Here is a 5,865-nt window from a genome sequence, read left to right on the forward strand (position 1 = left end):
GTGTGCCGGTGTATTTGCGCACCGTTTCCGACGGGTTGGGCACGGCGACCGCGGCCAGCAGCTGCGGCGGAAAGAAGCGTGGCGTCCAGCCCGCCGCGGCGACGGCCTCGAGCAGGCCGGCTTCGTCGGCCTTGAGCGTGATGCTGGCCACGGTGACGACATCGCGGCGCGACGCGCCGATGCTGGCGAGGGCCGTGTCGATGGCCTGCGCGATGGTCGCGGCCGGTGTGCCGCGGTCGCAGCCGAGGCCGAGCGCGAGCCTCTGAAGAGCCCGGCCGGCACCCCCGTCCGCGCTCACGCCGCCTCCGGCGCGGAGGGACGGTAGATCACCCGCTTGCCGGTGAGGCGTCCGGCGTAGCTTGCGGGCAAGGGGCGGTGGCTGATCCACAGCACCGCGCCGAAACGCTCGGGATCGACGTCTTCCAGCCGTTCGAAGCGCTGGATGTTGGCCGGCAGCGGGCCGCTGCGGCCGTTGGCATGGCGCGACCACCAGTCGGTGCTGCCGGCTTCCTGCACCAGCGCGACCGGCTCGTCGTTCACTACTGCGGCGCTGGCGCGCACGATCTCGTCGTGGCTGGCCTCGAAGATCCAGCCCAGCTCGCGCCCCAGCAGGTCGACCGCCAGCGTCTCGCGTGCGTCCGATGCGGTGGTCAGCACCGGGGTGGCGCCTACTGCCTGTTGCAGCACGCCGGCGATGGCGTTGGCGCCGCCGAGGTGGCCGGACAGCACCGGGATCGCCCAGCGCCCCGCTTCGTCGAGCACCACCACGCCGGGGTCGGTCTCCTTGTTCTTCAGGTGGGGCGCGACCAGACGCACCACCGCGCCCAGCGACACGATGGCGACGATGCCGTCGAAGCCGGCGAACAGCGCCGGCACCTGGTCGCCGACCTTGCCTTCGTAACAGGCGAACGCGCCGGGGGCGGCGGCTTCGGCCTCGATGCCGAACTTCTGCGGCGCGAACAGCGTGGCACCGGGCAGCGCCGCGATGACGCGGCCGGCCAGCGCGATGCCGTGGCGAGTGATCGACACCACGGCGATGCGGGTGTTGGGAAAGGGCAGGTGTTGGGTCGTCTGTGGAGACATCGGGAGGGACCTCAGGAAACGGCCGTTACAGCCTGTTGTTCGGCGCGCTTGCGGCAGCCGCGGCGCAGCTCGCCGCGCTGGCGCTTGGGGTTCTGCACCAGCAGCAGCGACAGGTAATTGACCTTTTCGCCGCGCAGGCTGGCCACGTCATGCACGACGCGCTGTTTGGGCGCACCCACCTTCTCGACGAAGCAGCTGCTGGCGAGCAGGCCGCGGCGTGCGAGCAGGTCGAGCACCTCGTCGAGCAGCGGCTTCACCTTCATCAGCACCACGGTGTCGAACTCGTCGAGCAGGTGATCGATGACGGCGGTGCCGTAGGCGGCGGGGATCACCGCCATCGTTTCGTCCTCTTCGGCCAGCGCGAGGTCGGCCACGGCCGCAGCGGCAGCGAAGGAGCTGACGCCGGGGATGGTGTCGACCTCGACCTCGGGTGCCAGCTCGCGTACGGCGCGCGCCAGGTGGCGGAAGGTGGAGTAGGTGGAGGCGTCGCCTTCGACCAGGAAGGCGAGGTCGCGGCCTTCGGCCAGCAGCTGCAACGTCTGCGCGGCGGCTCGTGCCCAGGCTTTGGCGAGCGTGATCGCGTCGCGTGTCATCGGGAACACCAGCTCGACGGCGTCGTCCGGAACCGCCAGCCCGCCACGGCGGGCGATGTCCAGTGCGTAGGAGGACTCCTCGGCGCGCTTGACCGGATAGGCCCAGCGTGCGCCGGACTGCAGCGCGGCCCAGCCCCGGCGGGTGATGAGGTCGGGGTCGCCGGGGCCGAGCGAGACGCCGATCAGGCGGCCGAAACGACGGGGGGTCAAAGTGGGCGCGTTCATGCGGTTTCCTTGCGGGCGGTGACGATCCACACCGGGTTCTGCGCAGCGAGCCGGTGCATGTCGAGGATGGGTTGGCTGCGCGCGGCCGACAGCATGGTCACGTCCCAGGCAGCACCGCTTGCGGCCAGTGCGGACGTGGCAGTGGCGAGGTTCTCGAGGGTGACGAAGTTCATCACCAGCCGGCCGCCGGCTCTGAGCCGGCGCAGCACGAGGGCGATCAGTTCGCCCAGTTCGCCGCCCGAGCCGCCAATGAAGACCGCGTCGGGGTCGGGCCAGGCGTCGAGCCCGGCCGGGGCCTTGCCTTCGTGAAGGCTGTAGTTGCTCGCGCGCAGGCGACAGGCGTTGGCGCGCGCATTGGCGGCATCGCCCGCGTTCTTCTCGATCGCCCACACGTGGCCATGGCGGGCGATGCGGCTTGCTTCGAGGCCGACCGAACCGGAACCGGCGCCGATGTCCCACACCCGGCTGTCGGCACGCAGCGCCAGCTTGGCGAGCGACACCGCGCGTGCCTCCACCTTGGTGATCAAGCCCTTCTCGGGGCTGCGCTGCACGTAGTCGAGATCGTCGAGGCCGAACAGGGGCGTATCCGCGGGCAGGGCGCGGAGCGCGACGTCGGCTGCAGTCGCCGTCTCCCTGCCCACTGCCGCCCCGTCTCGTCGCTCGGGGGAGCGCGAGCGTTCGATCACGAGGATGTTGGGCTCCGGAAAACGCCGGGTGGCGGCCTCGTGCAGGCTCAGTCCCTCGAAGATGGCCTCGTCGTCCAGGCACAGGCGGGCGACCACCGACAGGCGCAGGTCCTCGTCGCTGCCTGGCTCGCCATAGCCGGCCGCCAGCAAGGCGCGGGCGATGCGGTCGGGGCTGTTGGCCGGGCTGGTGAAGGCGGCGACCAGCGGATGCTCAGTGACAGTGCGGATCAATCGGTACAGGCCGTGTTCCGGCGTCGGACCGGGCTGCAGCGGATCGGCCTGCCATTCGCCGGCATCGGCGCCGTGGCAGGAGGCGAAGCGGGCCTCCTGCCACGGCTTCTTCAGGCGGGCGAAGGCGAGCTGCAGTGTCGACGGCGCGGGCAGTACCGCGACCCGCGTGGCGTCGAGCTTGCCGATCAGGAAGCCGGCGATCCCGTGGCACAAAGGGTCGCCGGTGGCGAGCACCACGGCGTGGCCGCCCTGCCCGGCGACCTCCTCGATCCAGCCCGGCACACGGCTCAGCGCGCCGTCCATGTTCAGCAGGCGGGCGGCCGGCGCATGTGGCGCGATCAGTTCCAGCGTGCGTTCGGCGCCGATGACGCAGGCAGCGGTGTCGATGCGCTGGCGAGCCGTGGCGCCAAGGCCGTCCCAGCCGTCGTCGAGGACGCCGACGATGCTGCAGACAGGAGCGGTAGGTTCAGGCATGCGTGGGCTCCGTCAGGTCGGCCTCGTTCACGGTCACGATCGGCACGCCCTCGAAGTTGCAGGCCAGCACCGTGAGCCGGTGCGGGCCGGGGTAGCGCTGGCGCAGGCTGCGAATGGCGCGCGCGGCCAGCGCGCGGTGGAAGGCCGCGGCCAGGCCGAGTCCGGCCAGGCGTTCGGCGGCGAAGCGGGCGGTCTCGGCTGCGCGGATCTCGGCCACGAGATCGGGCGGCGCACCGACCTCGGCGGCGGCGGCGGCGATCAGCTCGCGGTCCACTTCCTCGCGCCAGGCGTGCGTGACCGACAGGCCCTGGGCGATCTTGGTGAGCTTGCCGACCATCGCGCCGACGATGATGTGCTGCATGCCCTGTTTGACCGCGGTGGTGAAGGCGGCCTTGACGAAGTCGCCCATCTGCACGAAGCAGGCTTCGTCCAGTTGCGGAAATTCGCGCATCGCACATTTCTCGGTGCGGCCGCCGGTGGTGAACACGACGCTGGTCTGGCCCTGGTTGGCGGCGACATCGATGGCCTGGATCACGCTGGCGCGGAAGGCGGCGGTCGAATACGGGCGGACGATGCCGGTGGTGCCGAGGATGCTGATGCCGCCGAGGATGCCGAGGCGGGCGTTGAGGGTCTTCTTCGCCATCTCCTCGCCGCCCGGTACCGAGATGGTCACCTCCAGGCTGTCGCCGGCCTCGAGGATGGGGGCGCCTGCCGCGCGTACGTTGTCGACGATGTTTCGCCTTGGTACCGGGTTGATCGCGGGGCCCCCAACGTCCAGCCCAAGGCCGGGCCTGGTGACGACGCCTACGCCGGGGCCGCCCTTCAGGATCACTGAACCTCCTCCGCCGGGGATGCGGCACACGTCGGCGGTGAGATGGGCGCCATGGGTGGCGTCCGGGTCGTCGCCGGCGTCCTTGACCGACACCGCACGGGCATGATCGCCGTCGACATGGCCGTCGGTGACTGCAAAGCGCACGCGCATCATGTTGGGCAGGACGCACTCCACCGCGTCCGGCACCTCGCCCTGCACCAGGCCGAGTGTGGCCGCGGCGGCGGCGGCGGCCGAGTTGGCGCCGGTCGAGAAGCCGGTGCGGTTGCCGCGGTCACGCTTGGCATCGCCCTTGCGCACCTTATCCGGCAATGCGTGTCCTGCCGCCATGGCCGGTTCTCAGCCCTGCAGGGCCTGCAACTGGCGGGCCTCGGCCAGCCCCAAGAGGGCGTGGATTGCCGCCACTACCAGGGTCGAGCCTCCCTTGCGGCCACGGATGACGATCCAGGGCACTTCGTCGAGCTCTGCCATCAGGTCCTTGGATTCGGCCGCCGACACGAAGCCGACCGGCATGCCGACGACAAGGGCCGGGCGCACGCCTTCGTCGCGGATCAGCCGCACCAGCTCGATCAGCGCTGTGGGTGCGTTGCCGATGCCGACGATGGCGCCGTCGAGCAGGCCGAGGCGGTGGGCCTTGCGCATCGCCTGTACCGCGCGCGTGGTGTCCTCGGCGCGGGCGCGTTCGATGACGTCGGTGTCGGAGATGAACTGATGGGTGCGCATGCCGAAGTGCGCGAGACGAGAGGCCGACAGGCCGACGCAGATCATCTCGACGTCGGCGACGATCTGCGTGCCGCCACCGAGGATGGCGGCCAGGCCGGCTTCCACTGCGTCCGTGTGGAAAGCGGTGAGGCCGTTGAAGTCGAAGTCGGCGTTGGCGTGGATCATGCGGCGCACGACCGGCCACTCCCCGGCGCCGTAGGCGTGGGCGCCGACCTCCGCGTCGATGATGGCGAAGGAGTCGTGCTCGATCGCGCGGCCGGCGGCGGTGAGCTGTTCGGTGACGGTGTTGGTGTTCATCGCGGCGCCGGCCTCAGGCGTGAGCATGTTCATGGGCGTGGCCATGGACGGAACCGTGGTGATGGCCATGGTCGTGGTCCGTGTGATGGACGTGTGTATGGCTGTGGTCATGCAGATGCTCGGCCTCGGCGGCAAGGCGGTACTTGCAGCCGTCGCACTCCAGCAGCGCGCCCTCGGGCAGTTCCTGGCCGCCGACCTTGGCGTCGAGCAGATCGAAGATGCCCTTGTCGAAACCGAAGTGCGTGCCGAGGGCGAAGGCGATCTGCGGGTACTGGCGCTGCAGGCGTGCGACCTGGGCCTTGATGCGCTCCATCAGCACCCCGGTGAAGAGGTACACCGGCACGACGCAGATCTGCGTCATGCCCAGCCGCGCCTGGCGCTGGACGACGGTTTCGAGCCGCGGCCAGGTGACGCCGGTGAAGGCGAGGTCGACCAGCTCGTGGTCGCCGTCCTCGAACAGCCAGCGCGCCATCTTGGCCAGCTCGCCGTTGGCGCCCGCGTCCGACGAGCCGCGGCCGAGCAGCACCACGCCGGTGGTGCGCGGGTCGGGCATGTCGAGCTGCTTCAGCAGGCGGTCGAGCTGGCCCTTGAGCACGGTGAAGATCTCGCGCCCCATGCCGAGGTGGCGGGCGCAGGCGAAGGCGACGCCGGGGTGGCGCTGGCGCGCGCGCTCGATGGCGGCCGGCAGCTCCATCTTGACGTGGCCGGCGGCGTTGAGGATGAA

At 70.7% G+C, this 5,865-nt stretch carries 7 protein-coding genes; all 7 read right to left on the reverse strand.

Annotation, left to right across the window (positions count from 1 at the left end; translation table 11 throughout):
- A partial coding sequence (locus PHC73_RS10595) for a cobalamin biosynthesis protein (RefSeq protein ID WP_300127776.1) occupies positions 1-298 on the reverse strand: 298 nt, incomplete at its 3' end.
- Complete coding sequence (locus tag PHC73_RS10600) at positions 295-1,083, reverse strand: cobalamin biosynthesis central domain-containing protein (protein ID WP_004263387.1); 789 nt, start codon at positions 1,081-1,083, stop codon at positions 295-297. The genes PHC73_RS10595 and PHC73_RS10600, both read right to left, overlap by 4 nt.
- An 11-nt stretch (positions 1,084-1,094) precedes the next feature.
- Positions 1,095-1,901 (reverse strand): precorrin-2 C(20)-methyltransferase, encoded by an 807-nt coding sequence (gene cobI, locus PHC73_RS10605; protein ID WP_004263382.1) that lies wholly within the window; start codon positions 1,899-1,901, stop codon positions 1,095-1,097.
- Entirely contained in the window at positions 1,898-3,292 is a 1,395-nt protein-coding gene (gene cbiE / locus PHC73_RS10610) for a precorrin-6y C5,15-methyltransferase (decarboxylating) subunit CbiE (RefSeq protein WP_300127781.1), read from the reverse strand. Before cbiE ends, cobI begins: the two co-directional genes overlap by 4 nt.
- Positions 3,285-4,451 carry a cobalt-precorrin-5B (C(1))-methyltransferase gene (locus tag PHC73_RS10615; protein ID WP_094267357.1) on the reverse strand — a complete coding sequence of 389 codons (1,167 nt, stop codon included), beginning with the start codon at positions 4,449-4,451 and terminating at the stop codon, positions 3,285-3,287. Before PHC73_RS10615 ends, cbiE begins: the two co-directional genes overlap by 8 nt.
- A 9-nt stretch (positions 4,452-4,460) precedes the next feature.
- Positions 4,461-5,141 carry a precorrin-8X methylmutase gene (locus PHC73_RS10620; RefSeq protein ID WP_038012063.1) on the reverse strand — a complete coding sequence of 227 codons (681 nt, stop codon included), beginning with the start codon at positions 5,139-5,141 and terminating at the stop codon, positions 4,461-4,463.
- A 13-nt stretch (positions 5,142-5,154) separates the two neighbouring features.
- Positions 5,155-5,865 (reverse strand): sirohydrochlorin chelatase (locus PHC73_RS10625; RefSeq protein WP_300127790.1); only part of this gene is annotated, 711 nt, incomplete at its 5' end.

Origin of the sequence: Immundisolibacter sp., from assembly GCF_028696615.1 — a bacterium.
Classification (GTDB): Bacteria; Pseudomonadota; Gammaproteobacteria; order Immundisolibacterales; family Immundisolibacteraceae; genus Immundisolibacter.